The organism is Roseibium sp. MMSF_3544 (assembly GCF_030732845.1).
GTDB lineage: Bacteria > Pseudomonadota > Alphaproteobacteria > Rhizobiales > Stappiaceae > Roseibium.
Genome location: NZ_JASHKA010000024.1, coordinates 18324 through 43695 on the forward strand (window position 1 = coordinate 18324; position 25372 = coordinate 43695).

A 25372-nucleotide genomic window follows, 5' to 3' on the forward strand; every position below is an offset into this window, starting at 1 on the left:
GATCAGAATCCCCCGTAGTCGACGCGAGCTGTCGAGCCGGATTGGGCTGCTTCGCGGACCGCGTGCGCAACAGCCAGCGACTTGATGCCGTCGACACCATCGGCAGACGGGTTTCCGGTGCCGCGAACAGCGCCGGTAAAGAGGCCAAGCGCACGATGGTAAAGATTGTGGGTTTCAAACGGGATCTGTGTTTCGCCAGACGCGTCAACGAGCCTGATTTCGCCGACCGGCTCCTGGGTCATGACATTGCGTGCGAAAATGGATCCTTTTGTCCCGTGGAACTCGATCCCCGTACCGGCAAAGCCGTGGGTGAAGCTTTCATGGGTCTGGACCATCGCGCCGGAGGGCATCGACCAGACTGACATGACGCTGTCTTCAACGCCTTCGCCCATTCCGGATGTTCCGGATTTTGCAACAACGTCGATCGGGTCTTCCGCCAGATGAAAGCGGACCGTGTCTGCATCGTGAACGGTAATGTCCGGAATGACGCCACCGCCCGCTGCGGCATCGTTGATCCGCCAACCCTGCAAGTGTGCCGGCAGATGGACCGCATGAAAAACGCGTGCACTCAGCACTTTGCCGATCCGGCCTGATGCGATCAGGTCCCGGATGGCAAGATGCGAGCCGGCATTGCGCAAATGATGGTTTGTGGCAAAGACAACGCCCTTCTCGCGCGCGGCCTGAACCATCTCGACCGCATCGGCAAGGTTCATGGCCAGGGGTTTTTCGCAAAGAACGTGCTTGCCTGCCGCGATTGCAGCCATCGCCTGGGGATGGTGTTTTTCGTTGGTGGTGGAGATGTAGACAGCATCGACAGTGTCGTCAGCGAGCTGTGCGTCCAGATCCGTAAAGCTTTCGGGAATGGCGTTGTCCTTCGCAAAGGCTGCACCGCGCTCTGCATTGGAACTCAGTACCGACTGAATTTCCGCACCATCCTGCGTGCGGATCGCATCAATTACATAACCAGACGCAATACGGCTCGCACCGATCAGGGCCCAACGCATTCAATCCTCCCGTAAGATTCTTTTTTGGAACGTTCCAATTTGATCGTATAAAAACTTGGAACGTTCCAAAATGTCAAGTCACCTGAGCGGAAAAAATGAGAATTCGTTCTTTTCAAACTTGAAGAAGCGGCGCGAAATTTAAGCGCCTGAGCGTTGCAACGCACCTGGTTGCGCGAAAACTGACAACGGGAACAGGCTGCTACGCTTCAGCTCTCAGCCGTTCCGGAGAAGTGCTGTACGCGTATCGAGGTATGAGGCCCCGGGAGATGGCGATTGCGACCGCGTGTTCACGTGTGCGGGCGCCAAGCTTGCGCCTGGCGTTGCGCAGGTGAAAGTCGACGGTGATCGGTGCGATGCCGAGAATGGCCGCAATCCGCTGCGGGCGCTCTCCCGAGGCCAGTTCCCTCAGGCATTGGCTTTCGCGAGTCGTCAATTGATCCTGAGCTTTACCCGCCGATCCAGTGACACACACGTTCCGCCTCCTTGATTCCCGCGCTGACGTTCCTAAAACTGGTTAGCAGAGCGGTTCCCATACGGCATGACCAAATTTGGGTATGCGCTCGAAACTGGGCGCGCGCAGTGGGGCAAGATCGTTTCCGGCAGTCAGTTCATTGGTTTTTTCTCCAGAGCGGAGTTCCGGAATTTGAACGATACGAGAAATACACAAGAGCCGTCCCGGCTGGACGACATGATCGCACAGGCCTACGGCGCCATTCTCGATCAGGACCGATTTGACGAACTTATTGCTCTTGCGGAAGGCAGCATCACAAACCCGGCAGCCCACCGGGAGTTGCTCAGGCGCAAACGGGACATCGAAACTCATTTCGAGACAGCGGAAAAACTGCTCGCAAATCTTCAGCAACCTGAACGGGACGCCGATCGGCCTGTCATAACCATCGGTCCGGATCTTACCGTCAAAACGGCAAATGAAATTGCCGAAACGATGCTTGGGACGCTGGCGGGAACCTCGCTCGAAGATCTGCTCATCGACGCCGATACCATCCAGATGTTGCGCGATGCGGTTGCCGGGCGCCTGCAAGACTGGCCGGTTGTGCGGATGCAGAAGACCGAAACCGGGAAACAGGTTCTGCTTGCATTGTCGCAAGGCGATGCCGCCACCGACGGCAAGGTCTGGCGTCTGGTGGGTGTAGACAGTGTCTGGCGGCCCGGCGCCAGCCTTGCAATGCAGAGCCTCTATGCATTGACCCCGTCGGAAACCGACGTGCTCTCGCTGCTGGTCGAAGGGTATTCACCGTCCGAAGCCGCGCAGGCCAGGACCCGGTCTGTAGAAACTGTCCGCCAACAGATCAAGTCGATGATCACGAAGACCCGGTCCAAGGGCACGAATGAGCTGACAGCCCTGGCGCGCGCCGTCGCTGCATCCGCAAGCCGGCAATCGGCGGCCGGTGGTCAGCCCACGCACGACTTTGCCCGCTTTCAGCTGCGGCTGAAGGACGGGCGCAAGATAGACTATCTGGAGCAGGGTGCACGGGACGGCGAGGCCGTATTGTTCCTGCATGGGTGTTTGTGCGGCAATCGCATGCCGAATGCGGCGGCCCGCCACTTCGCGCAAAACGGCATCCGGCTTCTGTCGCCCGCGCGGCCCTGGCACGGCCAAAGTGACGGACACAATATATTGCTGCTTGATCCGAAACGCTACGCGCATGATCTGCGGGAGATGCTCGATCAACTCGAGGTCGACAAGGTGTCTGTTGTCGCCTTTGACGTCGGCAGCATTTTCGCGCTCACCTGCCTGCCGGAGTTGCAGGACAAAGTGTCCGGTCTGCTTTGTGTTTCAGCGCAACCGCCGATGCGAAGTTTTCAGGATTTCGCCAGTGCACCGCCGCAGCAGAAACTGTTCGCGATCCTGCCCCGCGTGTCGGTTTCGCTGCTGAGCTACATGGCAAAAATAGGCGACAAGCGGCTGAAGCGGGACGGGCCCGGCGGCTTCGCGCAAACGGTCTTCGGCGGCGCACCAGCCGATCTCGACGCCTGCGAGGATCCCCATCTCCTGGACCTTTTCTGGCAGGGGCACCTTTTCCATGTCGAAAACGGATCGGACAGTTTCATAAATGATTGCCGTTTCGTGGCATCGGACTGGGACCGAACGCTGCAGCCCGCAAATGTTCCGATCCATTTCATCCACGGCACGCAAAATCGCTCAATCCGTCCTGAGCGCATTCTTGCGTTCGCTGAACGTTTGAACGCGCGCGTTACGCTTGTCGAAAATGCCGGACACAGTCTGCCCTTCAGCCATTGGAAACACTGGGTCAGATTTCTCGATCCGGCTGGCTCGAATTGACCTATTGAAATCAATAGCTGTCGCTGGAAGCGGCTACATGGTTTCCTTGAATTGCTAGGCGATCCAAGGATGTTTATGGATGCATGCTCACTTTTTGAAGGTATTTAGTCTATTTTTTTCAATTGCTTGCGCCGCCACACCCGTGGCGGCGCAAGACGCTTCTCCGGGCCGGGCCATGATCGTGTTCGACGGTTCGGGTTCCATGTGGGGACAGATCGACGGCAAGGCGAAGATCGTCACGGCGCGCGAGACGCTTGCCGAAGTGGCCGGCAGACTGCCTGCGTCGCTGCAAGTTGGTCTGATTGCGTACGGCCACAATCGCAAGGGCGATTGCAGCGACATCGAAACGCTTGTTCCCACGGGGCCGGCCGCTACACAGGCCAGTGCCCTCGTAGCTTCGGTCAGGGCCCTGAACCCGAAAGGCAAAACGCCTTTGACCGAAGCGGTCCGCCGTGCGGCGGGCGAGTTGCGCTATCAGGAAGACAAGGCCACGGTCATCCTCATTACCGATGGCATCGAAACGTGTGAAGCGGATCCTTGCGCCGTTGCCACGGAGCTTGAGTCGCTGGGGATCGACTTCACCGCCCACGTGATCGGCTTCGGACTGTCCGACGAGGAAAGCCGCCAGGTATCCTGTCTTGCGGACAATACCGGCGGGCTCTTCCTGAACGCTTCAAATGCGTCGGATCTGACCCAGGCTCTTCAGCAGACCGTCGCGGCGGCACCACAGCCGCTTCCAGCTCCACCGCAGCCGGCCCCTGCGGTCTCGTTGTCGAAAAATCTGTCGGCCTCGGTGAGCCTTGAAGACGGGGGACCAGCCCTGACCGACGCTGATGGTGTCCGGGTCTACTGGTCCGCCGTGCCAGCGAACGGCAGTGAGGAAATCAATCTGATTGCGTTGCCGGAAATTACAGCGCGCCTGGAACCGGGCTCCTATCAGATCGTCGCACGGACGGACAGGGGCAGTTCGGCATCGGCTGCGGTCACCGTTTCGGACACGGAAATGACGGAGGTCAATCTCGTCCTTGGCGACGGGAAAATCGATCTGGCTGCCATCCTCTCCAATCAGGACCTGCAGCTGTTCGACACGGATTTCCGATGGGACATTGAGAACACCGTCACCGGCGAGACTTTTTCGGTCTATACGCAAAACCTTGTGAAGGTTGTTCCCAGCGGCAGCTACAGCGCGCGCCTGGTCATCACGCGTCTGGACAAGATGTCTCCAGGGAGCGTTGACCTTGATGTGGCGACGGGTGAGACCGTGCAGGCGGAGATAATTGCGCCTACGTCGAAAGTGCTGTTCAGAGCCTTCAACGCCGACGGCAGCGAACTGACAAAGTTCGATGTGAGGTTCGGTGTCTACCAGGGAAGTTCGACAACGAACCAGGACGCCTGGGTCAAGGGACTCATCGGCGGCGACCCGGTTTTTCTGCTTCCAGGTCAGTATGCAGTACGCGCTGAAGCCTGGGACGGCAGCAAGCGTGACCCGGTCTCGAATGTGGTCGAGGTGACACCAGCCTCCGACCAGACCATCGACCTGGTGTTCCCATGAGTGGACAGACACTGTTTTGGGACCCCTTCGAGGTTTCCGTGAAACCTGCGCAGGAGCCTGCCGGGAACGACACGAAGCCGCTGCTGCCAGCCTCCTACAAGAAACTGGAGCTGCCCTCTTTCGCGCTTTCCATACCCGGCTTCCTGCTGGCTGTTTTCAGTGACAGCCTGCGCCCGCTCGGTATCGTGCTTGCAACGCTCGGCATGGCTGGCGGGTTTGCGATCAATCACTTCACCGGTGCGTCGAAGGATCGCCTCAACCGTTTGCGCAAGGCCGCAGAGGCACTCGACTTCCGGTTCCGGTCCAAGATACCGGGCACGCGATTGCAAAAGATCCGTGAAGAGATACCGGAGTTTTTCAAGTTGCGGGTCGGCGGATCAATCCCGCTTGTCATCGAGAGCGAGATGTGGGGGACTTCGGAAAACGGTGCGCCGATCTGGGTCGGGTTGGGGGCGCACTCCTCGGCCGCTTTTTTCGGCGGCCCGAAACAAAACACCACGACCGAAAGGGGCGGGCCACAGGGCAATGTCGTGATGATGATTGCTGCCTACAAGCTCGACCGGGACACCGGCATTCGCCTGGTGCTGATGCCGGAAAATGTGAGTGCGATCGGACCGTTGGACCGTGACCTGAAAACGGAGAGCGTTGCCTTCAACAATGCCTTCAACATCCGGGTGACGACATCGCAGGGCGCGGCTGAACTCGACCAGGTTTCCGTCGAGGTCCTGCAAGTTCTCACACCTGCACTCCAGACGACACTTCTCGATCTTGCCGACCGGTTCGCGGCGCGGCTCGTCATCGATCGCGGCATCGTCTATTTCGCCGGTTTTCGCAATCTCCAGAGCCTGGACGACGCAGTCCTCCAGACATTCGTGAAGGACGTTGTCGCTGGATTTTCACAGGCGTCGATTTCGTTCAAACATTACGCGGAGTAGTCCGGACATGACTTTTGTTTTGACTTTGATTTTGCTGGTCGCCGTTGTCGTTGCCACCTATGTCCTTTGCTACAATTCCCTCATGGCAGCTCATTTCCGTGTCGATGAAGCCTGGTCCGGCATTACGGTTCAGCTTAAGCGCCGGCATGCCCTCATTCCCAATCTTGTTCAGGCAGCCAGAACGGCCCTCGGGCACGAGCAGGCGATCGTCGACAAGATCGTTTCGGCGCGAACCGAGGCCCTTGAGGCCATGGCGAGCAACAGCCATGCGGACATCGCCAAGGCGGAGGCGGGTCTGTCCCGGGCTCTCGGGCAATTCATTGCCTACACGGAAGACAATCCGGAGATCACGGCGAACGAAAACCTGGTCGTCTTGCAAAGACAGCTTGAAGAGACCGAAGACCAAGTTGCGGCTGCGCGGCGTATCTACAATGGCAATGTCCAAGCCTACAACACCAGGGTGTCTTCCATTCCTTGGAATTTCGTCGCGGGCATCAACGGTTTGAAGCCGGGTGAGATGTTCACGCTGGACGAGGCCGAGATGAAGGAAATTCAAAAAGACCCGTCCGTTGACGATCTGCAACTTGCCGTGCCTTCCCAAAACGAGAGGACTTGACCTGATGATCCGGCTCCTCTTCGTCTTCCTGGTTCTCGCTTTCTCGGTATCAAGCGCGTCTGCTTCGGCTGAGACCTGTATCGCGTCTGCTCCGAACGGCAGTTCCCTGCGCATCTATGATGCCCCAAGCACAAGTGCTGGGGTTCTCGGCGGGATCGGCGTTGGAACCTGCGGCATTACAGTCACCAACCAATGTGAAGGCGCGATGTGCGTGATCACCCTGCCCGGCCTGAATGGCTGGGCGGATATGCGCCATATCTCAAACAGTCCTGTTCAGGCGCCGGGCCTTATGAATGGTCCGCAGGGTGGCGGCAGCTACACCTATGCGGTGGTCGGTGGCAGCGGAACCGTGACGGCGGCCGGAATCACGCAACCGACACCCGTGGACGCAACCGGTTCCGTCCGGATAGAGGCGTCGTCCGCGACATCGGCAACCCTGTTCCTGCCCCGCGAAGTCACGGACGCGCCTGTCCGGCTGACCGGGCAAGGGACGGGACCCTGGACGGGTGGGTTCGGCAGCTGGGGCGGCATGCCCATGGGCGTTTCCGTCACCTTCAACGGGCTGGGCGATCAGACTGCGCGCCTTGTCCTGGAAGGGGCAAACCAGATCGCTTCGATGAAAATCAGCCTCGATCTGAGTGCACGGGCACTTCCTTCAAATCAACAGTCCGGTGCGGCAAATGCCGGAAGCGGAGTTCCCCAGGCCCCTTCTCCAGCCCCGTCGGCACAAGGGGCCGGATCGAATGCCTGTGCAGACCTGGAGCGGATCACCCGGATCATCAATCGTCAGGCAGGGACACGGCAAATCCAGGATATGCGGGGCATTTATGTCATCGCAGGTGTCAAAGGAACCGGTCCGGCGGACGATCAGGCCGCCTGCGCCAGAGCGCTTGACCTGATTGCGCAGGACGAGGGTCTTTGGAAGCTTGCTGAAAACGGGCTGGGCGCTGGCGCCGGGACGGGCCAAGCGACACCGGTGCCCGCGCCGAGACCAAATCCGGGCGGGCAACAAGCCGGATCAGGCGCGTCGGCAACACCAGCGGTCAATCCGCAAGGCGGCGTCTCGGTGGGCGGGAGCACAGCTTCACCGCCTCAAAATGGTGAGCTTCTTGCGCAAGCCTGCGTCATCCTTCAGCCGGTCGTGAGCCCCTTGCTGCGCGGGCAATCGCGGTCAAACCGGGAAACCGTACTGGCCATTCTTTCGGCCCAAGGCGTTGTCAGCGTTGCTTCAGCACAGTCGCGCCAGTGTGCGCTCGTGATGGCCGAACTAGTTGCTGTCGGGTTGATCGTGAACGACACGCGTCCCTGGCTTGAGATTGCAAATTCCAACCCGGGAGGCGGCGGAGAGGATCCGGCGACGATGATTGCCGGCGGCGTCGAAATCGGCATTGATCCGTCCGACTTCATTCCGGAGTTCGACCCGTCGGGGCAACAAGGTGCCGGAACTGGAAATTCCACGGTTGCGGTATCCGGGCAGGAGGCCACGGCGGCCTGCCTCGAACTCGGCGACGCAATGATCGTTACGATCCGCCTCGGGTTTGCGGGCGATCTGGAAACCTTCTCGCAAATTCTGAAGAAGCACCGCGTTGAAACCCTGGCGCCGTCTGCGACCCAGGCCTGCGCGCGGGCGCTCGATGAAGCGCGACAGGCGGGGTTGGCGAGATGAGACAGTCGACTTGGAGCAGTCTGATGACCGGTTCGCTTTCGAAGATAATGACGGTGACACTCGGCGCCCTGATGCTCGGTCTGGGTACTTCGTCGGCCACAGCGAGTGATCAGGACCCCGCTGAAGTGAACGACCTGCCGGGCTTCGGCGTTTGGGGCCCGGCTTACCGGTTGCGCAACGTGCCGGAGGGCATGCGGCTTGTCGTGCGCTCGGAAAGTCGTCGCGGTGCGGCAACCGTCGGCAGTCTGACAAGATCGGCGACCGAGATCCTGGTTCTGAATTGTGCGCCTGAAATTGCTCCGCTCGCTTTCGAAGACGCTTCGCCTGACGGAAAGCGCGAGTTGCTCGGCGGTGCCTGGTGCCAGATCGATCACTACGGCATGACCGGCTTTGTTCCCGGGATCTATCTCGACCCGATTCTGGGCCGCTGAGATCTCAACTCGATCAAGACACTCGTAATGCGGTCAAAGATGACTTGGTGGCACGCGTTTTCTGATTGCTAGCAACGGCATTAACGAAGACTGGAGAGACAAATGACAGCTTTGTATATTCATGATGCAAACATTTATGACGCGGGATTGAGCTTCAAGCAGGACCCTGCAGCGCGGCATCTGAAAATTCCCAAAAGCCAGTCGATCTCTCAGATAACAAAAGCGGTGAAGGCGGTCTGCGGCCCGCGAAACCACTACACGGTCGTCGTTCTGAATGCGCATGGGAACAAAGACAGGATCAATATCGGGACCGGCATCACGCACACGCATACCAGTTTCTGGAAAGCGGTCGGCGATGCGCTGTTTACAAAAAACAGGGGTATTGAAATCCATTCCTGCCTCTTTGCGGCAACCAGGCGGGCGACTTCCATGGCCGATGCCAAAGCCATCGCGAAATACGATGAGGCCAACAATGCCTATAGCTCACACGCACTGAAAGTCATTGCCAATGCAGCCGGCTGTGTCGTGAAGGCCGGAACCGGATTTCAACTCGGCCAGACAGCGTCCGGTTCCGGGGATACAGACGGACGATTCGAAACCGCCTGGGTCAAGGTCAATCCGGCCGGGTTCGCCGCACAATTCTCGGCCGATGTCCACCCCAGAGAACATTGAACGGGTTTCAGCCCTTTCGCTGGCTGAATGCAGTGCGGCGAGCTGCAAAGTGTATCGCCAATTGACGAAGCGTTCGCGCGTGGGAACGCGTGTGTGCCGGCATGCACAGCTATCAAATTTAGTAATAATCGATAAAAGAGAAAAAAGTGACAAATAACGAATAACTTGAAAAAAATCGACTTTATGCATAGGGTCTTTTCAGGTCGATCACAAACGCGTGTTCGAGTCAGGGCCGGCCCGAATCCGGCTCCCGCGCAAGGGAGGAAAAACATGAAGCACCTCAAGTCATTTCTCATGGGTGTGGTCGCTGCGACCATGTCCTTCGGATCCACTGCTTCTGCAGCCAATATCGACGGCCCGTCCGTCTTCTGGAAAATCTCCATGTGGGGCAACCCGCGGGCCCTTTCTGCCGGCATGGAAGCGCTGGCCGAAAAGGCTGCAGAGGAAACCGGCGGCAAGTTTCAGATCAAGATCTTCTATGGCGGTCAGCTTTCCGGCGCCCGCGAGAACCTCGATGGCCTGAAACTGAATGCTTTTGAAGGCGCCGCGTTCTGCAATTTCTATCACCCCGGCAAGAACCCGGCCTTCATGGTGTTCTCCCTGCCGTTCCTGCCGCTTGGTGATCCGCAGGTGGACAAATATGTCCGTTCGAAAATGTTCGAGCACCCGGCACTGATCGCCGACATGGAAAAATGGAATGCCATTCCCTACGTCTCCGGATTGCTGCCGCAATACGAAATTCTCGGCAAGGGCGATGCGCCGAAAACGCTTGAGGGTTGGGAAGGCCTTCGCGTGCGTGCCGGTGGCGGTCTGGGTTCAGCGATGGAAAAGCTCGGAGCAACCCGCCAGACGCTGCCAGCCGGAGAAACGTCTACCGCGTTCCAGCGTGGAGCGCTTGATGCAGCCGCGTTTCCGTTCACCTATGCCCATGTGGCGTTCAAGATCAGCGAAGAAGCAGACTGGTACACGAGCAACCTGACGCCCGGAACCTCCGAATGCGGCTGGCTGTTCAACAAGACGGCTTTCGACGCCCTGCCGCAGCAATACAAGGATTTCCTCTGGGAAAACCGTGATCTTGTCATGGATACGGAACTCGCCGCCTATGCGGAGCAGGACAAGAAGAACCTGCCGGCGTTCGAAGAAAGCATGGAAAAGATCGTCTATACCGATGAGGAACTGGCGAGATTCAAGGAAATTGCCGGCGAACCGGTTTGGCAGGAGTGGATTGCCGCCAACCAGGACAAGTTCGACGCTCAGGGTGTTTTTGACGCCATCTGGCAATATGCCGAAGAAGCACAGGCCAACAAGTAACCGTCGATGATATGCGCAACCGGACCGGCGGCGCGGCCTCCGGTCCGGTCTGACCCCTGTCTGGATGTTCCATGAATTTATCGTCAAAGCCACCGGATGGTGTGCACGAAGGCGCCATCGGATTTGCCAGCCGCCTGCTCGCTCCTGTCGAGGATATTGCCAACATGGTCGCGGGGATTGCGATCTTCGTTCTGATGGTTCTCGGTGTTGCACAGATCGGGTTGCGGTCGATCTTCAACGCGCCGGTCGTCGGCTATATCGATCTCGTGGAGCTCTCCATGGCAACCATGGCGTTTCTGGGCGCCGCCTATTGCCAGCGCCTCGGTGCCCATATCCGGATGGAGCTCCTGATTAGTCACCTTCATGGCCGCCTGCTTTGGCTGGTCGAGATTTTCGGCCTCCTGTGCGGCCTGTTCATTCTCGGCGTTCTGATCTGGTACGGATGGGATCATTTCCTGCGCGCCTATGAACTCGGCGATACTACGATTGACGCGGAATACCCTGTCTGGCCGTCGAAACTGCTGGTTCCCGTCGCGCTTTCCTTCTGGTTTGTCCGGCTGCTGATCCAGCTCGCCGCTGCGATCCATATGCTGATCAACCCGAGCCAGTACCAGGAAGGCGCCATCACCTCCAAGGATGTCGTCGAAGTCGCCCACGAAGAAATTGAGGGAGCGTTCGGTCACGGCACGGCGGAAGCGCCTGGCGAGCGCGAGGGGCAGAACCGATGATCCTGGGTATCGGATTTGAAAACCCGCTTTTGGTCGGCATTATCGGCCTCTGTGTGCTCATGGGCCTTGTCTTTCTTGGGGTCAGGGTCGTCTTCGCGGCTGCCATCGCCGGTTTGCTCGGGCTGGTCGAGCTGCTCGGATGGGGGCCCGCTGCCGGCATCATCGGAACGATCCCGCATTCAAAGTCTTCCACATATGCGCTCAGCATCTTGCCACTGTTCATCTTCATCGGGTTCCTGGCCTTTCATGCTGGCATGACGCGGCAATTGTTCGAGGCGGCGCGAAAATGGGTCGGCTGGGTGCCGGGCGGCCTTGCGGTCGCAACTGTGTTTGCGACCGCCGGATTTGCCGCCGTTTCCGGCGCGTCGACTGCGACTTCGGCCGTCTTTGCACGCGTTGCCATCCCCGAAATGCTCAGCCACGGTTATGACAAGCGGCTTGCGGCAGGGGTCGTTGCCGCAGGCGGGACGCTGGCGACACTCATTCCGCCGTCGGCCATTCTGGTTATCTACGCCATCATCGTAGAGGAATCGGTCGGGCGTCTGCTCCTGGCCGGGTTCCTGCCCGGTCTCGTTTCCGCGCTGATCTATGCTGGCATTATCATCGTCTGGGCGATCCGGAAGCCGGAGAACGCGCCGTCCGTGGGTGGGTTCACATTGCGCGAGAAAATGGCAACCCTGCCCGGCATTTCTCCGATCGTGCTGGTCGTTTTCATCATCATCACTGCCATTTACGGCGGTTGGGCAACGCCGACGGAAGCGGGGGCCCTCGGAGCGGCAGTGGTGTTCGTGCTGGCGCTCTTCCGCGGCACAGGGTTCGCGACAATCAAGGATGCGCTGATGGAATCGGCCAAGCTGACAGCGATGATCTTCTCGCTGATCTGGGGCGTGCTGATCTTCGTTCGTTTCCTGGGCTTTTCCGGCCTGCCCGAGGCGTTTACCAACTGGATCCTGTCAATACCGGCAGATCCTATCATCATCATGATCGGCATTCTGATTGCCTACGCCATCCTGGGCATGTTCATGGACGCGATCGGCATGCTGCTCTTGACCCTTCCGGTGGTCTACCCTGCGGTGATCGCCCTAGGGTTCGATTCCATCTGGTTCGGCATCATCGTGGTCAAGATGGCCGAGGTCTGCCTGATCACGCCCCCGATCGGACTGAATTGCTTTGTCGTCAACGGCGTGCGGCCAGACATATCGTTGGGGCAGATCTTCCGGGGCGTCACCCTCTTTTTCATCGCCGACGTGATCACGATCGCCGTGCTGCTTGCCTTTCCGGAGATCGTGACCTGGTTGCCGGATCTCATGCGAAACTGACATTAGCGGGAAAACGCCATGCGCTTGAAAACCACATTGCCACTGAACCTGGCCGAAAAAATCGTCGACGGTGCGCTTGACGCGGGACGCGCGGAAGACATGTTGCCGCTTACGATCGTCGTGCTGAACGCAGGCGGTCAGATCGTTGCCGTCAAGAGCGAGGACGGGTCGGGGATCATGCGGTTCGACGTTGCTCTGGGCAAGGCTTGGGGGGCGCTCGGCATGGGAATCTCCAGCCGTCTGATCCGGGACCGGCTGGCAAGCCGGCCGGTTTTCCAGAACGCGCTTGCCGCCGCCTCCGAGGGCAGGTTCGTGCCGGTGCCTGGGGGTGTCCTCCTGGAAGACGAGACCGGGGCGACCATAGGTGCCGTCGGCATCAGCGGAGATACGTCGGAAAAGGACGAATACTGCGCGATCCGTGGTGCTGCGGCTGCCGGCCTGCGCTCCGAGCCATCCGAACCGGATGAGGCCTGGCGCAGTTCGAGCCTCTCCGATACGCCGGGTCAGGGGTAGGGCTTTTTCCGATCAAAGGATCCAAGCCAAATCGGCAGCATTCTAGAGCCTGTACCCTAGACGAAGGGAGCATCGAAAATCCGGTGCGTGACTTGCAACCGCGGCTTTTCGGCATCTTCAGGATCGCACAGCTTGAACGTGGAGGTTCCTTCATAGTCCTTGGGGATCACCATGCATCTGACGAATGCGGACACCCGATCCTTGGCGGCGTATGCGGTTACCGGCGTATTCAGGGGTTCGAACCATGCACTGCCCGGTGTCATCGGCGAGACGCCTTGATCCGTGTGGATGTCGAGCGTGCCCTTGAAGAGGTAACGGATGCCGGAGCCGGCATGCGTATGCCGATAGGCCTGCGCCCCCGGCGGGAAGGTAACCGTGTCGAGCCGAAGCAGCGAATGCGCCGGGTCGAAGGAGACCGTTTCGTTGAGCAGGGGCGTGCCGTGCAGTGCCCGGTCGGCCGGAGCGACTTCGAAGCAAATGAGGATGGTGTCATCACCGCCGACAAAATCGATAGTGACCGGGCCGGACGTGTGCAGCCCGTGTTCTGCGGTCAGGTTTTTGCCGTTGATGTTCACCGCGCCACGCTCAGTCCAGAAAGCACGTGGCAAAGGAGATAGATTGACCGGCCCGGTCTCGTCTGCCGTTATCCTGGACAGGGTCAGCCGATGGGGAAGCTGGGACATTTGATTATGAGGCCCTTGTATTGAATTGCAGTTTGAATCTTCGCGGATTGAGTAGGAACATGAACGCGTGCCGGTGTTGCAACTGATCCGAAATCCCTCAAAAAGCGCCATTGCGGCTGTTCTGGTTCTGCTCTCACTTGCGGAGCTACTTTATCTTTATTTCGGCCTGGCGATCGCCGGGGTCGTCAGCTCATTTGCGTTTTGCGGCATCATCCTTGTCAGTTCCTCTATTGCCAGTCTGCGGGAATGGTGCCTTGCGGGCATCTGTGTTCTCTTGGTCGTGCTCGCGTTTCTTGTCGGATTGCCGGGCGAAACCATATTCGGTGCTCTTGAAAGGGCCGCCTTTTTCGCTGCGTTCATCTACCTCGTGACCCTCTTGAAGGAAGCGGCCGAACGCTCGCCTTCCGTCCTTGAAATCGGCCGCTACCTGACCAGCCAACCCGAAAGGCGGCGCTACTATGCAACGGCTTTCGGCGGGCATTTGTTCGGTGTTTTGCTCAATTTCGGTGCCATCAGCCTGCTGGCTCCGCTGGTGCAGCGCGGGGCAAGAGCCGGTGTGCCGCCGGGCGAGGAGGGCGAACGAAGAGCGAGACAGCTCGAACAGCGCCAATTGTCCGCACTGATACGCGGATTTTGCTGGGTTATCATCTGGACGCCGACAGCTCTCACGCAGGCGGTGATCCTGTCCGAGATGCCAGAGGCCGACCCGGCAACGGTGATTATGCTCGGACTTGTCGCGAGCCTCGTCATGATCCTGATCGGGCGCGTCGAGGACAGGTTCGCCTGGCGCGCTTTGCCGCCGGGTGGCCAGATCTCTGCAGGCCCTTTTCCCGGGCTCGCCTTCCGGCGTCTCATGGCTGTCTGCCTGTTCCTGATCGGTCCGACCGTCGCAATCGTAATGCTCAGCGACTTGAGCACGGCAACTGCAATGATGCTGATGGCGCCGATCGTCTTTATCGGCTGGACCCTTGTTTTGACGCCTGCAGGCAGCGGTCCGGGCGAGCGATTGAGCACGGCGCAGAGCCAGCTTGCGGTCTTGCTGACACAGTCTGCGCCGGGGCTCGCAAAAAGCGCCTTTTCGTTGGGGGCATCCGGTTTCATCGGCATCATGGCGGCGGCCCTGGCACCGGTCGACCAGATCGCCGCGTCCATGAACCTTGACGGCATGCCGGCATGGCTGTTTCTGGCAGCTCTGCCGATCCTGATCACCCTCGGCGGCCAGCTTGCGCTCAGCCCGATCATGGTCGTCGTGTTCCTGGCTTCGGTCATTCTGGAACTGGAGTTCGTGGCGGCCTCGCAGACCATGATTGCCTTTGCGCTCGGTGCCGGCTGGGCTCTCAGCATGACAGCGTCGCCGAATGCAACGGCGACGCTGCTGATATCCGGTGTCAGCGGCATACCGCCGACAACGCTCACGTGGCGCTGGAACGGGCGCTATGCACTGCTGTGCTACGCCGCTTTCTGCGTTTTCTTCGCAGTGCTGGCGTGAGCGCCTATCCGGGACAACAATCTTCAGCCGGCCGGAATCTCGCCCACCTGTTTCGGGACATGGTAGCCCTTTTGCACAGCCGGACGCGCGGCGAGACGCTGATACCAGGCGCGAACGTTCGGATAGTCGTTGAGATCGATCCCCTGCCACTCGTAACGTGAGATCCAGGGCCAGCAGGCCATGTCGGCGATCGAGTAGTCATCGACAATGAAGTCACGGCCTTCAAGGCGTTTTTCCAAGACTCCGTAGAGCCGCTTCACTTCCGCTGAAAACCGCTCTTCCGCATATTCGGCCTTGCCCGGATTGAAATGCAGGTAGTGGTGGGCCTGACCGAGCATCGGACCGAGCCCGCCCATCTGCCACATCAGCCACTCGATGGTGCGTGTGCGCTGCTCGCCGTCCGGGGCGAGAAACTGGCCGTGCTTGTCAGCGAGATGGATCATGATGGCACCGGATTCCATCAGCTTCAGGCCGGTGTCGCGGTCAACGATCGCGGGGATCTTGTTATTCGGGCCGATTTCCAGGAATTCCGGCGTTTTCTGGTCACCCTGCCCGATGTTGATCAGGTGAGCGGTGTAGTCAACGCCGAGTTCTTCGAGAAGGATGGACACCTTGCGCCCGTTCGGCGTGGTCCAGGTGAAAAGATCAATCATGGGATTTGCTCCGAAAGCTCTCAGCTGGTTCTAGTGCGTTTGTCTCGACGTCACGTCGCCGCCATGTCGAGGGACGGATCGTCGGTTGCCCAGGGGCTGAACGGTGCCGGGATCAGGATCCGGTTTTCCTGGCTGATCTGAAGCGGGCGTGTTTTCTGCACGTAAGCCTTCCAGCGAGGATCTGCGCCGAGCCGGGCGCGGCGTTCGGTGCGCTCATCCATGCTCTTGTAGGCCCACATATGCACGATCTGGTGCAGGGGACCGATTTCGGTCGAAAAATACCCGACCATGCGCCCCAGGATCGGACGCTGGATTTCCAGGCCCTCGTTCTCATAAAGCTTCAGGTACTCCGGCACCGCACCGATCTGGAGGGAATAAATTCGTTGTTCAACAATCATTTGTCTGCTCGCTTTCAGGAAGTTGTCAGGCGTTTGAACCAAGGGCTTTTTCGCCCTGCTGGCGTGCCGCCGAAAGGGATTGTGTCGGGGTCAGCGCTTCCGGGTCGACCACGATTTCGATCATGTAGCCGCCCTTGGCCTTGCGGGCCCGTTCCAGGGCTTCGGGAAAGGCATCTGTCGTCTCTACCCGTTCACCCGATATCCCGAAGGCAGCTGCAAAGGCCACGAAATCGGGATTGATCAGATCGGTCGCGATGACATGGGCAGGATGATGGCGCTCCTGGTGCATGCGGATGGTGCCATACATGCCGTTGTTGACGATGATATAGATGACATCGGCACCGTGCTGGCGCGCCGTCGCAAGCTCCTGACCCGTCATCAGGAAACAGCCATCACCCGAAATGCTGACGACCTCTCGTGCCGGATTGTGCAGCTTGGCAGCAATTGCGGCCGGGACGCTGTAGCCCATAGAGCCGCTGGTCGGTGCCAATTGGGTGCGAAAGTGCCGGTGTTCGTGAAAACGGTGGACCCAGACGGTGTAGTTGCCAGCACCATTCGTGATGACCGTATCGGCCGGCATTTCATTGGTCAGGGTGCGGATGACCTCGCCCATGTTGACCTTGCCTGGAACGACCGTCGGTTTGAGAAACGCTTCGTAGTCGGCCCGCTGTTCGTCTCGCCAAGCTCCAAAACGATCATTGCCGTCAGTCCCACCAGCGCTGCCGATACCAAGCACCGAATCGAAGAAAGCTTCCGGATCGGAGACGATGGAAAGGTCAGGCTGGTAGACCTGACCGAGTTCTTCCGGGCCCGGATGCACGTGCACAAATGTCATGCGCGGGTGTGGGATACCCAAAAGGGAATAGCCCTGCGTCGTCATCTCGCCAAAGCGCGGTCCGACGGCGATGAGGAGATCAACCTCCTCCAGCATACGCTTGCGCAACTTCGGCAGCGGTGCAATGCCGATCACGCCGACATAGTTGTCGTGGCCGTTGTCGACATAGTCCTGACAGCGGAAGGAAGCCGCGACCGGGATACCAGTGCGCTCGGAAAAGGCCATCGCCTTTTCGCGGCACTCCGCGCTCCACGATGGCCCGCCGACCACAAGCAGCGGTTTTTCGGCCTTCGCGATCATGTCCTCGAGCGAAGAAACGTCTTCGGGCAAGGGCGCAGACCTGGCGATCGACGTCGGTCGCAGATCCTCGCAATCGGCCATTTCGGTGAGCATGTCTTCAGGCAAGGCCAGAACCACCGGACCCGGTCTACCGGACATCGCCGTCTTCCAGGCGCGGGCCAGATATTCGGGAATGCGGCGGGGATCCTCGATCTGGGCAACCCATTTTGCCATTTCGCCGAACATGCGCCGGTAGTCCATTTCCTGGAACGCCTCACGATCCATCATGGTGCGCCCGACCTGTCCGATCAGCACAATCATCGGGGTGGAATCCTGAAAGGCCGTATGGACGCCATTGGAGGCATTGGTCGCCCCTGGTCCGCGCGTCACCGCGCAAATACCAGGTTTGCCCGTCAACTTGCCATAGGCATCGGCCATGTTGGAGGCACCGGATTCGTGGCGGCACGTCACCACCTTGATGTCGTCCTGATGTGCGTAGAGCCCCTCCAGCAGGCCGAGGAAGCTTTCGCCCGGAACGCAATAGACGGTGTCGGCGCCGAGCAGGTGAAGCTGATCGGCAAGAATGCGGCCACCACTGCGAAGCGTGTCGCTTGCGGGTGCCGGTGGTGTTTGCAGTTCCAGAACGCTGGACATTTCCCGGTTCCCCTGCCTCAGATACTCTTGATCATGCCGCCGTCGACACGGGTCATCTGACCGGTCACGTAGCCTGCAGGCTCGCTCAGCATGAAGACCGCGACACTGGCGAATTCCTCGGGCCGGCCGTAGCGCTTGGCAGGCAGGGAGGCGGCAATTTCGGTCCGAACCTGTTCCAGCGTCTTGCCTTCGCGCTGTGCTCTTGCGGTATCGAGCTGTCCGACGCGGTCGGTATCGATCTTGCCCGGCAGGATCATGTTGACGGTGATGCCGTCACCGGCAACCTCGTTCGACAGCGTTTTGCAGAAACCCGCCATGGCGCCCCGGATCGTATTGGAGACGGCAAGGTTCGGAATCGGTTGCACGACACCTGACGATCCGATCGCAAGGATCCGGCCCCATTTGCGCGCCTTCATGACCTCGACGGTGGCCTCAGTGATCCGGAACAGGCTGAACAGTAGTGTCTGGGCAGAGCGATGCCAGACCTCGGCCGTCACGCCGAGCGAGGGCGAGGGCGGTGGGCCGCCGGCGTTGTTCAGAAGGATATCGGGCTTGATCTCGTTGCGTACGCGATCGCAGAACACCTCGACAGCTGCCGCACCCGAAAGGTCAAGGGCAACCGGTGTAACCGTGACGCCGAAGGTGCTTGAGAGGTTGGCTGACAGGCCCGCAAGCTTGTCTTCGCTGCGGGCGACCAGAAAGAGGTTTGCGCCTTCTTCGGCCAGCTTTTCAGCGATGGCTTTTCCAAGCCCCTGGGAGGCGCCAAGAACCAATGCGGTCTTTCCGCGAATACCCAAATCCATAAGAGAAACTCCACAAAGGTTTATTCAGAAGGTTGTGTCTGTTCGCCAGTGGCCGGTTTGAAACCGTATTTGAGGCGATAGAGCAGCATTACAATGCCGGTGACGGCCATGGCGATGGCGACGACCGGGCGCACGATGCCCGGCATCATGAAGACCGGGACAGCTTGTACGATCAGAAGCGCTGGAATGAAGAACCGGGTCCACGCAGCCTTGCCGATATGCTTCTGGTAGTATGGGAAGACCAGGGAGAAACAGCCGAGCAGCAGAAAGAACAGCGACCAGGGCCGGCTGATGAACACCCAGATATCATCCGAGCGGGCAACCACCTGGCTGAGGCGAGCCTCGGCAATGCCACCCAGAACCACGCCCAGCACCATGGGCACGATCGGAAAGCCGAGTGAGCGCAGGACAAAGCCGATGATGCCGAAGACGAACAGCGTCCACATATCGTAGGTGACGTTGTTGAGCGCGAAAATGCCGACGGAGCAGTAAAACAGGATCACAGCTGCGAGCATGTACATCTTCACCTTGGTGACGAGCACGAAGCCGCGCAGAGTGAAGGATTGCAGCGCGAGCATCATGAAATTTGCAACGAAGAACGCCAGGAAGATCGAATAGGCAATCTGCGGCTCGTCGGAGATGAAACTCGGGCTCGGAATGACGTCATGGATCAGCAGCGCGCCGAGCATGATCGCCGTCATGATGTCACCGGGAAGGCCAAGTGCCATCATGACGATCAACGCACCGCCGGCTGTTGCATTGTTGGCGGATTCCGGCGCGATAATGCCGTCGACGGCACCCTTGCCGAATTCGTCCGATTCCTTGCTGGTCTTCTTGGCCTGGTCGTAGGCCAGGATGTTGGAAATCGTGCTGCCCGCCGCCGGAAGAACGCCGACAAAGACACCAATCAGCGACGAGCGGATGATGTTGCCCCAGCGGCTGAGCACCTGACGGGCGGCTCCCAGGTAATCGATATGAACCGCGTGCGCCTCGTTTCCGCCGAGCCGCTGATGCGCTTTTTCGGATGTCCGCACGTCGCCCAAAAGACGGCTGAAGGCGAAGAGACCAACCAGCACCGGCAGGAACGCAAAGCCCTGCGTGACCGGATCGAACCCGAAGGTAAAACGCGGCTGGCCGAACACCACGTCGCTGCCGATCGTGGCAATCAGCAGGCCGAGCAGGGCTGCCATCAGGCCTTTCAGGATCTGATCACCGGCCATGCTGGCCGTAACCGTGAGCGCGAACAGGATCAGCGAGAAATAGTCGACCGGCTGGAACTCAAGGCCGATGAGAGCCAATTGCGGGGCGACGATCATCAGGACGATGGAGGCGATAACGCCACCGAAAAACGATGCCCAGACACCGATGCCGAGCGCCAGACCCGGGCGTCCGCCGCGGGCCATCGGGTACCCGTCAAATGTTGTTGCGACCGAAGACGGCGTCCCGGGGATTCCTGTGAGGATACCAGACATCAGGCCGCCGGAAAGACCGCCGACATAGACCGCGATCATGGTCGCCAGTCCCTCGACCGCTGTCATGGAAAAGGTGAACGGCAGCACAAGAACAACTGCCATTGCGATGGTGAAACCAGGAATGGCACCTGCGATCAGGCCGGCCATGGTGCCGACCATCATCAGGATCATCGTCTTGATGGTGAATAGCTCGGGCGCTGCCAGCGTCAGGTTTTCAAATAATCCCATGTTATCAATAAACTCTCAGGATTTCGCCTTCAGGCAGCAGGACGCCGAGCATCTGGGTGAAGATCGCCCACATGCCGATCACGAAGAAAGCGGCGATGGCGGCGTGCAACGCCAATTGGCGCGGTTTCCAGCCACCCAGCACGCAAAGCGTGAGGAAAACATAGGCAAGGCCGCCCAGAAGCATGCCGGCATAGGGCATCGTGATCAGAAACAGAAAGAACAGCGCGAAACATATGAACGGGTTCTTGTTGTGCTGAAGCCAGTCGGAAACCGTAACCTTCTCCGTTTTTTGCGGAGCACGCTGGGACTGGAACAACAGCAGCGCGGACAAGAGCGCCAGCGGCACGATGATGATGCGTGGCCAGAGCGCCGGCGACATCTGGCCAAACATGGCCGGTGGCAACTCAAGCGACGCTGCAAACATCACGGCGCAGAGCAGCAGAAAGAATACCGCAACGAAGGCATCTCGATTGAGCGACATATGCTGAATTCCAGGAATTGAAGATCACGCCCCGGGAAGGGCGTGATCGGACAAGCTGTTTGGTGCGGCCTTTTCAGGCTGCTCGGAACGCGGTCGGAGTTACTGGAAGCGTCCGACTTTCAGCGACTTGGCCGCATCCAGGAATTCCTTCTCGGTGCCTTTCCACCACTCGGCATATTCCTCCGGGCCGAGATAGACCACGGCTGTCCCCTTGGCCGCCTGGGCGTCGATGAACTCCTGATCCTCGGTCGGTGCCTTGAAGACCTCGGCCCAGTAGTCGACGATTTCCTGAGGCGTTCCCTTCGGCAGCATGACGCCGCGGGTCAGGGAATAGGTCATGTCGACACCCTTCTCCTTGAGCGTCGGAACATCCGGAATGAGGTCGTTGCGCTCGTCAGCCGCGATCGCAAAGGCTTTGAGTTTGCCATCTCCGCGCTGGGTGCGTGCTGCCGCCATGTTGATGCCGCCGAGATCGATGGAGCCGTTGAGAAGGCCGGTGATGCGGCCTGCGGTTCCACCCTGGAACGGCACATAGGCATAGTCGGTTCCGGTTTTGGCGCCGAGCATGATCCAGAGGAAATGACTGGTCGCGCCCATGGAGACGCCGGTCGGAATGCCGCCGGGGTTTTCCTTGGCGGCATCGAGCATGCCCTCAAGGTCTTCGTAAGGGACGTGTCCGCCCGCTCCGATGATTTCCGGAGTGTCGGTGAGCATGGCGACCGGCTCGAAGCCGTCCCAGCTGAATTCGGTGACGCCGTTGATATAGTTGACGACGAGATGCTGGTGGATCGCAAACAGGGTGCAGCCGTCCGGCTTGGCGGCATGCGCCTCCTTCGCACCCTTGGCACCGCCCTGACCCGGAACGGTCACGACCTTGACCTTGACCGGAGCATCAGAGCCATCGATTGCCTTTTCGAAGATACCGAAAATGACGCTTGTTCCTCCACCGGCACCCCAGGGAACGACAAGCTTGGCCGTGCTGCAGGGCAGTTCGACAGCAGACGCCGATGTCACGCCGCCGACCACGGTCGCCGCAGCCAGGGCGACCCCGCCGAGGAGTTTGGAGATGGACTTCCTTTTCATTGACTTCCTCCCAGAATGTCAGGTTCCGATGCGTGTCGACGTATTATCGATTTTTTCTCGCAAAGGGCACAAAAGACCATATTAAGGCAGATCTCTTATCTTTTGCAGCATAATTGTGTTTTTGAGGGAAACAATATAGAAAGCAAAAACACTTTGTTGCATGGATGGGATAATATGGATCCTGATTTGCTCACGGATATGGCGGTTTTTGCCGCCGTCGTGGAACAGAACGGCTTCACTCCGGCCGCAGATGTCCTGAATATGTCGAAATCGAATGTCAGCCGGCGCATCTCCGCGCTGGAAGACCGGCTCGACCTGAAACTCATCCACCGCACCACGCGCAAGATCGGTCTGACGGAGAGCGGCCGGGTCTATTACGAGTATTGCGCCAGGCTTGTCGCCGAAGGCCGGGCGGCGGATGCCGCGATGATGGCCATGAACTCGTCACCGAGCGGTTTGTTGAACGTGAGCCTGCCCGAAACGCTTGGGCGCTCCTTCATCTTGCCGCTGCTGCCGAAGTTTCTGGAAGAATACCCCAATATCCGGCTCAACGTTTCCTTCAGCAACCGCAAGGTTGACCTGATCGAAGAGCGCTGTGATGTCGCCGTTCGCAAGGGGGCGATCGAGGACGATACGCTGTGCGCGATACCGCTCGGCGAAAGCCGGCAGTATCTTTTTGCCGCACCGGACTATCTGACCAGATCAGAGGCGATCGAGCAGCCCGCCGATCTGGAAAGCCACGCCTTTGTTGCAAGCCGAACGGGTTTCGGTCCGCTGCAGGTTGAACTCACGCGCAAGGGCGACGTCTCTGTCATCAACGTGCTACCGCGCGTCGGCGTCCGGGATCATGAGGCCGTGCTGAGTTTGGCAAGGGCAGGTATGGGTGTCGCGTTGCTGCCGGCCTGGCTTGCCAGGGAACAGGTTGCAAACGGTGAGCTGACGCCAGTTCTGCCGAGCTGGCACGGACCGTCGGTCCAGTTCAATGCTGTCTTTCATCCGCATCGGGGCATGGCACCGAGCCTCAGGGCGTTCGTGAGCTTCCTCAAGGACCATTTCAAGGTGCATCGCCCACTCGACGAAAACTCACCCGATCAGCGCCTGCAACCGCGTCTCACGGTCGTGCGTTAGCTTGAGAAGCTGAAATTCAAACTATTCGTCTTGTCTTCCAAGAGCGTGACCATCACGCGCGACCATCCGGCCAGCTCGCATGAAGACTGTCGATCACGTACATATGCGCGTGCCGTTTGCCTGAGGCATCCTTCAGGTGGGGATGATCTGCCGGAAGCTCGGGATGATCGTGCAATATCACCGTTGCATCGGACGCCGGCCAGAGCCGGGCAGCTGCCAGCACGCCGATGAAGGCCAACGCGGCCAGGGTGATGACGGTGGCCGAGAGCCCCGCACCGCTGCCAAGCCATCCTGCAAGCGGGTAAGTCACCATCCAGCAGCCGTGGGAGAGGGCAAATTGCGCGGCAAAGACCATCGGCCTGTCTTCGGCATGGGCCGAGTTGCGCAAAAGACGCCCGGAAGGAACCAACACCGCGGCGTTCGCAAGCCCCATCAGGAACCAGATCAGCAGTAGGCAGTACCACAGTGCTGACAAGGGGAATGCGAGGATCAGCATCGAGAATCCAAACAGACACAGTGGCAGGACGAAGGCGCCAGACACCATGATCGTTCGGTCTTTGAGTGACGAAAGCAGACGTGGCAAGGCAAGCGCCATCAGCATGGAACCACCGCCGTAGGCGGCCATCGCCAGGGCGAGGTCGGCATCGCTGCGGCCAAGCAGCGTCTTGACGATCACCACCGAGTTGACGATCACGATGGCTCCTGCGGAAGCGATTGTCAGGTTGAGAGCAAACAAACCCTGCAGGCGAGGTGTCTTCAAATAGATCTGCATTCCTTGCGAAATACGTTTCCAGGGCGAAGCATGTTTGACGATCGTTGCCGCCGGCAGCGTGACGGAGACAACAAGTGCTGCCGAGACAAGAAATCCGGCCACAGTGCCGCCGAAGAGCCAGTGAAAACCGACAAGGCCGATCAGGGCTGCTGCAACCATCGGGCTCAGCAGGTTTTCCAGATCGTAGGCCATGCGGGACAGCGATAGAGCGTTGGTATAGTCGTCCTCGTCGGGAAGGATGTCCGGAATGGTGGCCTGAAACGTGGGTGTAAAGGCGGCCGACGCCGATTGTAGCAATGCGATCAACAGATAAACCTGCCAGACAGCGTCAACAAAAGGCAGAGCGATTGCAACACCGGCCCTGATCAAATCAAGTACGACGAGAAAGGCACGGCGCGGGAAGTGAGAGGCGAACCCGGCTGCTACTGGCGACAAGCTCACATAGATGATCATCTTTATGGCGAGCGCGGTTCCAAGCACTGCTCCGGCTTCCGCACCAGCTAGATCATAAGCAAGCAGCGCAAGCGCGACCGTCATCAGTCCGGTTCCGAAGAGAGCGATGACCTGGGCCGCGAAGAGATGCCTGTAGGTGCGATTGGCAAGAACGCTGAACATGTGTCGGGTGTGGTTTCTGGCTGGAGGTAATCCAGAAAAGGAATAGCACTTGAATTCCTCAACACAAACGACGGTTGAAGCTCAGCGGAGACGCTGCACATAAAACTAACGAAGCGGTTCCGCAGTTTTCGCAGTAGCTCTAAGCAGCCAAGGGGTGCCAGGTGACGAAAAACGGCGATCATATCAAGGTGGAAGTCAAAAGCCGGGGCGCATTGCGGAGCTGGCTAATGGCCAACCACAAACAGGGCGAAAGCATCTGGCTCGTGACCTGGAAGAAAGCGCACGGCGACAATCATGTGCCTTATGACGACATTGTCGAAGAAGCGCTGTGTTTCGGCTGGGTCGACAGCCTGCCACGCAAGCTCGACGAAAACCGCTCCATGCTGCGCCTGTCACCGCGCAAGCCCGGCAGTGCGTGGTCAGGCCTAAACAAGTCGCGCGTTGAGAATTTGTTAAAGGCAGGCCTCATGCAACCGGCCGGATTGTCAGTCGTTGCATCCGCCAAGGACGACGGGTCATGGACCTTTCTCGATGATGTCGAACGCCTGGAAACGCCGGGTGATCTGGCCGAGGCGCTTGCCGCCCATCCAATGGCGACGTCGCATTTCGATGCGTTTCCAAGATCCGTCAAGCGCGGCATCCTGGAATGGATCAAACAGGCAAAGCGCCCGGAAACGCGTGCAAAGCGCATTGAAGAGACAGCAAGGCTTGCCTCGGAAAACAGGCGTGCGAACCAGTTTCGATAACTGG

25 protein-coding genes are annotated in these 25372 nt (G+C 59.2%); 14 read left to right on the plus strand and 11 right to left on the minus strand.

What is annotated here, in order from left to right:
• Window positions 1-2: 2 nt before the first annotated feature.
• On the minus strand, window positions 3-1004 hold the full coding sequence (locus RBB47_RS25320; protein ID WP_305988691.1) for a Gfo/Idh/MocA family protein: 1002 nt from the start codon (window positions 1002-1004) through the stop codon (window positions 3-5).
• A gap of 199 nt (window positions 1005-1203) precedes the next feature.
• Complete coding sequence (locus tag RBB47_RS25325; protein ID WP_305988692.1) at window positions 1204-1476, minus strand: response regulator transcription factor; 273 nt, start codon at window positions 1474-1476, stop codon at window positions 1204-1206.
• A 171-nt stretch (window positions 1477-1647) separates the two neighbouring features.
• On the opposite strand from RBB47_RS25325, the gene RBB47_RS25330 reads away from it, so the two are divergent.
• The 11 genes from RBB47_RS25330 (at window position 1648) to RBB47_RS25380 (ending at window position 13049) form a co-directional block, all read left to right on the plus strand.
• Window positions 1648-3306, plus strand: a complete 1659-nt coding sequence (locus RBB47_RS25330; protein WP_305988693.1) for an alpha/beta hydrolase — start codon at window positions 1648-1650, stop codon at window positions 3304-3306.
• A gap of 175 nt (window positions 3307-3481) precedes the next feature.
• On the plus strand, window positions 3482-4858 hold the full coding sequence (locus tag RBB47_RS25335; protein ID WP_305988694.1) for a VWA domain-containing protein: 1377 nt from the start codon (window positions 3482-3484) through the stop codon (window positions 4856-4858).
• The gene (locus RBB47_RS25340; RefSeq protein ID WP_305988695.1) at window positions 4855-5793 is read left to right on the plus strand and encodes a hypothetical protein; all 939 of its coding nucleotides are present in this window, start codon (window positions 4855-4857) and stop codon (window positions 5791-5793) included. The genes RBB47_RS25335 and RBB47_RS25340 overlap by 4 nt, the downstream gene beginning before the upstream one ends.
• Window positions 5794-5800: 7 nt before the next feature.
• Window positions 5801-6409, plus strand: coding sequence for a LemA family protein (locus RBB47_RS25345; RefSeq protein ID WP_305988696.1), 609 nt, complete (start codon window positions 5801-5803; stop codon window positions 6407-6409).
• A gap of 4 nt (window positions 6410-6413) precedes the next feature.
• Complete coding sequence (locus RBB47_RS25350; RefSeq protein WP_305988697.1) at window positions 6414-8075, plus strand: hypothetical protein; 1662 nt, start codon at window positions 6414-6416, stop codon at window positions 8073-8075.
• A 23-nt stretch (window positions 8076-8098) separates the two neighbouring features.
• Window positions 8099-8506, plus strand: coding sequence for a hypothetical protein (locus RBB47_RS25355; protein WP_305988698.1), 408 nt, complete (start codon window positions 8099-8101; stop codon window positions 8504-8506).
• Between the two features lie 102 nt (window positions 8507-8608).
• Window positions 8609-9178, plus strand: a complete 570-nt coding sequence (locus RBB47_RS25360) for a hypothetical protein (RefSeq protein WP_305988699.1) — start codon at window positions 8609-8611, stop codon at window positions 9176-9178.
• A gap of 270 nt (window positions 9179-9448) precedes the next feature.
• A complete protein-coding gene (locus RBB47_RS25365; protein ID WP_305988700.1) occupies window positions 9449-10489 on the plus strand; it encodes a C4-dicarboxylate ABC transporter substrate-binding protein in 1041 nt (346 codons plus the stop codon).
• 71 nt (window positions 10490-10560) lie between these two features.
• Window positions 10561-11217 (plus strand): TRAP transporter small permease, encoded by a 657-nt coding sequence (locus tag RBB47_RS25370; protein ID WP_305988701.1) that lies wholly within the window; start codon window positions 10561-10563, stop codon window positions 11215-11217.
• Window positions 11214-12536, plus strand: coding sequence for a TRAP transporter large permease (locus RBB47_RS25375; protein WP_305988702.1), 1323 nt, complete (start codon window positions 11214-11216; stop codon window positions 12534-12536). Before RBB47_RS25370 ends, RBB47_RS25375 begins: the two co-directional genes overlap by 4 nt.
• 18 nt (window positions 12537-12554) lie before the next feature.
• The gene (locus RBB47_RS25380) at window positions 12555-13049 is read left to right on the plus strand and encodes a heme-binding protein (RefSeq protein WP_305988703.1); all 495 of its coding nucleotides are present in this window, start codon (window positions 12555-12557) and stop codon (window positions 13047-13049) included.
• 56 nt (window positions 13050-13105) lie between these two features.
• Here RBB47_RS25380 and RBB47_RS25385 read toward each other — a convergent pair whose 3' ends face one another.
• On the minus strand, window positions 13106-13732 hold the full coding sequence (locus RBB47_RS25385; protein ID WP_305988704.1) for a cupin domain-containing protein: 627 nt from the start codon (window positions 13730-13732) through the stop codon (window positions 13106-13108).
• A gap of 67 nt (window positions 13733-13799) precedes the next feature.
• Between RBB47_RS25385 and RBB47_RS25390 the strand changes: the two genes are divergently transcribed.
• Window positions 13800-15221, plus strand: coding sequence for a hypothetical protein (locus tag RBB47_RS25390; protein ID WP_305988705.1), 1422 nt, complete (start codon window positions 13800-13802; stop codon window positions 15219-15221).
• Window positions 15222-15244: 23 nt separating this feature from the next.
• Here RBB47_RS25390 and RBB47_RS25395 read toward each other — a convergent pair whose 3' ends face one another.
• The 7 genes from RBB47_RS25395 to RBB47_RS25425 all read right to left on the minus strand — a co-directional run bounded on the left by RBB47_RS25395 (window position 15245) and on the right by RBB47_RS25425 (window position 22107).
• Window positions 15245-15874, minus strand: a complete 630-nt coding sequence (locus RBB47_RS25395; RefSeq protein WP_305988706.1) for a glutathione S-transferase family protein — start codon at window positions 15872-15874, stop codon at window positions 15245-15247.
• A 50-nt stretch (window positions 15875-15924) separates the two neighbouring features.
• A complete protein-coding gene (locus tag RBB47_RS25400; protein WP_305988707.1) occupies window positions 15925-16272 on the minus strand; it encodes an NIPSNAP family protein in 348 nt (115 codons plus the stop codon).
• 25 nt (window positions 16273-16297) lie between these two features.
• Window positions 16298-18040, minus strand: a complete 1743-nt coding sequence (locus RBB47_RS25405; protein WP_305988708.1) for a thiamine pyrophosphate-binding protein — start codon at window positions 18038-18040, stop codon at window positions 16298-16300.
• Window positions 18041-18057: 17 nt separating this feature from the next.
• Window positions 18058-18843 (minus strand): SDR family oxidoreductase, encoded by a 786-nt coding sequence (locus RBB47_RS25410; protein WP_305988709.1) that lies wholly within the window; start codon window positions 18841-18843, stop codon window positions 18058-18060.
• A gap of 20 nt (window positions 18844-18863) precedes the next feature.
• The gene (locus tag RBB47_RS25415; RefSeq protein WP_305988710.1) at window positions 18864-20543 is read right to left on the minus strand and encodes a tripartite tricarboxylate transporter permease; all 1680 of its coding nucleotides are present in this window, start codon (window positions 20541-20543) and stop codon (window positions 18864-18866) included.
• A 4-nt stretch (window positions 20544-20547) separates the two neighbouring features.
• The gene (locus RBB47_RS25420; protein WP_305988711.1) at window positions 20548-21024 is read right to left on the minus strand and encodes a tripartite tricarboxylate transporter TctB family protein; all 477 of its coding nucleotides are present in this window, start codon (window positions 21022-21024) and stop codon (window positions 20548-20550) included.
• A gap of 99 nt (window positions 21025-21123) precedes the next feature.
• Window positions 21124-22107: a tripartite tricarboxylate transporter substrate binding protein gene (locus RBB47_RS25425; protein WP_305988712.1), complete on the minus strand. Its 984-nt coding sequence runs from the start codon at window positions 22105-22107 to the stop codon at window positions 21124-21126.
• Window positions 22108-22281: 174 nt separating this feature from the next.
• Between RBB47_RS25425 and RBB47_RS25430 the strand changes: the two genes are divergently transcribed.
• Window positions 22282-23235, plus strand: coding sequence for a LysR family transcriptional regulator (locus tag RBB47_RS25430; RefSeq protein ID WP_305988713.1), 954 nt, complete (start codon window positions 22282-22284; stop codon window positions 23233-23235).
• A 52-nt stretch (window positions 23236-23287) separates the two neighbouring features.
• On the opposite strand, the gene RBB47_RS25435 is transcribed toward RBB47_RS25430, so the two are convergent.
• On the minus strand, window positions 23288-24622 hold the full coding sequence (locus RBB47_RS25435; protein WP_305988714.1) for an MFS transporter: 1335 nt from the start codon (window positions 24620-24622) through the stop codon (window positions 23288-23290).
• Between the two features lie 227 nt (window positions 24623-24849).
• Between RBB47_RS25435 and RBB47_RS25440 the strand changes: the two genes are divergently transcribed.
• Window positions 24850-25368 (plus strand): YdeI family protein, encoded by a 519-nt coding sequence (locus tag RBB47_RS25440; RefSeq protein ID WP_305988715.1) that lies wholly within the window; start codon window positions 24850-24852, stop codon window positions 25366-25368.
• Window positions 25369-25372: the final 4 nt, after the last annotated feature.

Excerpts from the sequence above, each read along its gene's own strand:
- RBB47_RS25320 (WP_305988691.1), bottom strand. The coding sequence starts at position 1,004 with ATGCGTTGGGCCCTGATCGGTGCGAGCCGTATTGCGTCTGGTTATGTA.
- RBB47_RS25335 (WP_305988694.1), top strand. The coding sequence starts at position 3,482 with ATGATCGTGTTCGACGGTTCGGGTTCCATGTGGGGACAGATCGACGGC.
- RBB47_RS25340 (WP_305988695.1), top strand. The coding sequence starts at position 4,855 with ATGAGTGGACAGACACTGTTTTGGGACCCCTTCGAGGTTTCCGTGAAA.
- RBB47_RS25345 (WP_305988696.1), top strand. The coding sequence starts at position 5,801 with ATGACTTTTGTTTTGACTTTGATTTTGCTGGTCGCCGTTGTCGTTGCC.
- RBB47_RS25350 (WP_305988697.1), top strand. The coding sequence starts at position 6,414 with ATGATCCGGCTCCTCTTCGTCTTCCTGGTTCTCGCTTTCTCGGTATCA.
- RBB47_RS25355 (WP_305988698.1), top strand. The coding sequence starts at position 8,099 with ATGACCGGTTCGCTTTCGAAGATAATGACGGTGACACTCGGCGCCCTG.
- RBB47_RS25360 (WP_305988699.1), top strand. The coding sequence starts at position 8,609 with ATGACAGCTTTGTATATTCATGATGCAAACATTTATGACGCGGGATTG.
- RBB47_RS25365 (WP_305988700.1), top strand. The coding sequence starts at position 9,449 with ATGAAGCACCTCAAGTCATTTCTCATGGGTGTGGTCGCTGCGACCATG.
- RBB47_RS25370 (WP_305988701.1), top strand. The coding sequence starts at position 10,561 with ATGAATTTATCGTCAAAGCCACCGGATGGTGTGCACGAAGGCGCCATC.
- RBB47_RS25375 (WP_305988702.1), top strand. The coding sequence starts at position 11,214 with ATGATCCTGGGTATCGGATTTGAAAACCCGCTTTTGGTCGGCATTATC.
- RBB47_RS25380 (WP_305988703.1), top strand. The coding sequence starts at position 12,555 with ATGCGCTTGAAAACCACATTGCCACTGAACCTGGCCGAAAAAATCGTC.
- RBB47_RS25385 (WP_305988704.1), bottom strand. The coding sequence starts at position 13,732 with ATGTCCCAGCTTCCCCATCGGCTGACCCTGTCCAGGATAACGGCAGAC.
- RBB47_RS25395 (WP_305988706.1), bottom strand. The coding sequence starts at position 15,874 with ATGATTGATCTTTTCACCTGGACCACGCCGAACGGGCGCAAGGTGTCC.
- RBB47_RS25400 (WP_305988707.1), bottom strand. The coding sequence starts at position 16,272 with ATGATTGTTGAACAACGAATTTATTCCCTCCAGATCGGTGCGGTGCCG.
- RBB47_RS25405 (WP_305988708.1), bottom strand. The coding sequence starts at position 18,040 with ATGTCCAGCGTTCTGGAACTGCAAACACCACCGGCACCCGCAAGCGAC.
- RBB47_RS25410 (WP_305988709.1), bottom strand. The coding sequence starts at position 18,843 with ATGGATTTGGGTATTCGCGGAAAGACCGCATTGGTTCTTGGCGCCTCC.
- RBB47_RS25415 (WP_305988710.1), bottom strand. The coding sequence starts at position 20,543 with ATGGGATTATTTGAAAACCTGACGCTGGCAGCGCCCGAGCTATTCACC.
- RBB47_RS25420 (WP_305988711.1), bottom strand. The coding sequence starts at position 21,024 with ATGTCGCTCAATCGAGATGCCTTCGTTGCGGTATTCTTTCTGCTGCTC.
- RBB47_RS25425 (WP_305988712.1), bottom strand. The coding sequence starts at position 22,107 with ATGAAAAGGAAGTCCATCTCCAAACTCCTCGGCGGGGTCGCCCTGGCT.
- RBB47_RS25430 (WP_305988713.1), top strand. The coding sequence starts at position 22,282 with ATGGATCCTGATTTGCTCACGGATATGGCGGTTTTTGCCGCCGTCGTG.
- RBB47_RS25435 (WP_305988714.1), bottom strand. The coding sequence starts at position 24,622 with ATGTTCAGCGTTCTTGCCAATCGCACCTACAGGCATCTCTTCGCGGCC.
- RBB47_RS25440 (WP_305988715.1), top strand. The coding sequence starts at position 24,850 with ATGGCCAACCACAAACAGGGCGAAAGCATCTGGCTCGTGACCTGGAAG.